We start from the raw sequence: 2,183 nt of genomic DNA, 5'->3' as shown, positions 1-2,183 counted from the left end.
CTTCACCTACACACCAGCGTGCCTTCTCCCGAAGTTACGGCACCATTTTGCCTAGTTCCTTCACCCGAGTTCTCTCAAGCGCCTTGGTATTCTCTACCTGACCACCTGTGTCGGTTTGGGGTACGATTTGATGTTACCTGATGCTTAGAGGCTTTTCCTGGAAGCAGGGCATTTGTTACTTCAGCACCGTAGTGCCTCGTCATCACACCTCAGCCTTGATTATCCGGATTTGCCTGGATAATCAGCCTACATGCTTAAACCGGGACAACCGTCGCCCGGCTAACATAGCCTTCTCCGTCCCCCCTTCGCAGTAACACCAAGTACAGGAATATTAACCTGTTTCCCATCGACTACGCCTTTCGGCCTCGCCTTAGGGGTCGACTCACCCTGCCCCGATTAACGTTGGACAGGAACCCTTGGTCTTCCGGCGAGCGGGCTTTTCACCCGCTTTATCGTTACTTATGTCAGCATTCGCACTTCTGATACCTCCAGCAACCCTCACAGGTCACCTTCGCAGGCTTACAGAACGCTCCCCTACCCAACAACACATAGTGTCGCTGCCGCAGCTTCGGTGCATGGTTTAGCCCCGTTACATCTTCCGCGCAGGCCGACTCGACCAGTGAGCTATTACGCTTTCTTTAAATGATGGCTGCTTCTAAGCCAACATCCTGGCTGTCTGTGCCTTCCCACATCGTTTCCCACTTAACCATGACTTTGGGACCTTAGCTGGCGGTCTGGGTTGTTTCCCTCTTCACGACGGACGTTAGCACCCGCCGTGTGTCTCCCGTGATAACATTCTTCGGTATTCGTAGTTTGCATCGGGTTGGTAAGTCGGGATGACCCCCTAGCCGAAACAGTGCTCTACCCCCGAAGATGAGTTCACGAGGCGCTACCTAAATAGCTTTCGGGGAGAACCAGCTATCTCCCGGTTTGATTGGCCTTTCACCCCCAGCCACAAGTCATCCGCTAATTTTTCAACATTAGTCGGTTCGGTCCTCCAGTTAGTGTTACCCAACCTTCAACCTGCCCATGGCTAGATCACCGGGTTTCGGGTCTATACCCTGCAACTTAACGCCCAGTTAAGACTCGGTTTCCCTGCGGCTCCCCTATACGGTTAACCTTGCTACAGAATATAAGTCGCTGACCCATTATACAAAAGGTACGCAGTCACACCCGAAGGTGCTCCCACTGCTTGTACGTACACGGTTTCAGGTTCTTTTTCACTCCCCTCGCCGGGGTTCTTTTCGCCTTTCCCTCACGGTACTGGTTCACTATCGGTCAGTCAGGAGTATTTAGCCTTGGAGGATGGTCCCCCCATATTCAGACAGGATACCACGTGTCCCGCCCTACTCTTCGAGTTCACAGCCTGTGCATTTTGGTGTACGGGACTATCACCCTGTACCGTCGGACTTTCCAGACCGTTCCACTAACACACAAGCTGATTCAGACTCTGGGCTGCTCCCCGTTCGCTCGCCGCTACTGGGGGAATCTCGGTTGATTTCTTTTCCTCGGGGTACTTAGATGTTTCAGTTCCCCCGGTTCGCCTCGTTAACCTATGTATTCAGTTAACGATAGTGTGACGAATCACACTGGGTTTCCCCATTCGGACATCGCCGGTTATAACGGTTCATATCACCTTACCGACGCTTTTCGCAGATTAGCACGTCCTTCATCGCCTCTGACTGCCAGGGCATCCACCGTGTACGCTTAGTCGCTTAACCTCACAACCCGAAGATGTTTCACTTCGTGTCGCGAAAATTTGAGAGACTCGAACACACATAACATGTGTGTCGTTTCAATTTTCAGCTTGATCCAGATTTTTAAAGAGCAAAACTTCGCAGTGCACCTTTTCAGGTTCACTCTGAAGTTTTCTTGTGTTCGCAGTAAAGATGGTGGAGCTATGCGGGATCGAACCGCAGACCTCCTGCGTGCAAAGCAGGCGCTCTCCCAGCTGAGCTATAGCCCCATCGTTTGCAACCTCTTCAAATTTGCTTCGCAAATTTGGTAGGCCTGAGTGGACTTGAACCACCGACCTCACCCTTATCAGGGGTGCGCTCTAACCACCTGAGCTACAAGCCTGTAGAGGTTTTTACTGCTGTTTTTCATCAGACAATCTGTGTGAGCACTACAAAGGCAGGTTCTTTAAGGTAAGGAGGTGATCCAACCGCAGGTTCCCCTACGGT

2 tRNA genes and 1 rRNA gene are annotated in these 2,183 nt (G+C 51.7%); all 3 read right to left on the bottom strand.

Annotated elements, in window-relative coordinates:
- Window positions 1-1,721, bottom strand: a 23S ribosomal RNA gene (locus ABLU50_RS16110); the annotation flags it as partial.
- 169 nt (window positions 1,722-1,890) lie between these two features.
- Window positions 1,891-1,966 (bottom strand) — tRNA-Ala (locus ABLU50_RS16105).
- 36 nt (window positions 1,967-2,002) lie between these two features.
- Window positions 2,003-2,079: transfer RNA gene (locus ABLU50_RS16100), tRNA-Ile, on the bottom strand.
- Between the last annotated feature and the right edge of the window lie 104 nt (window positions 2,080-2,183).

The organism is Klebsiella sp. GG_Kp173, from assembly GCF_040062415.1.
Lineage (GTDB): Bacteria > Pseudomonadota > Gammaproteobacteria > Enterobacterales > Enterobacteriaceae > Klebsiella > Klebsiella quasipneumoniae.
The sequence above is the reverse complement of the archived record's forward strand: the minus strand, read 5'-3'. Positions and strand labels throughout refer to the sequence as shown.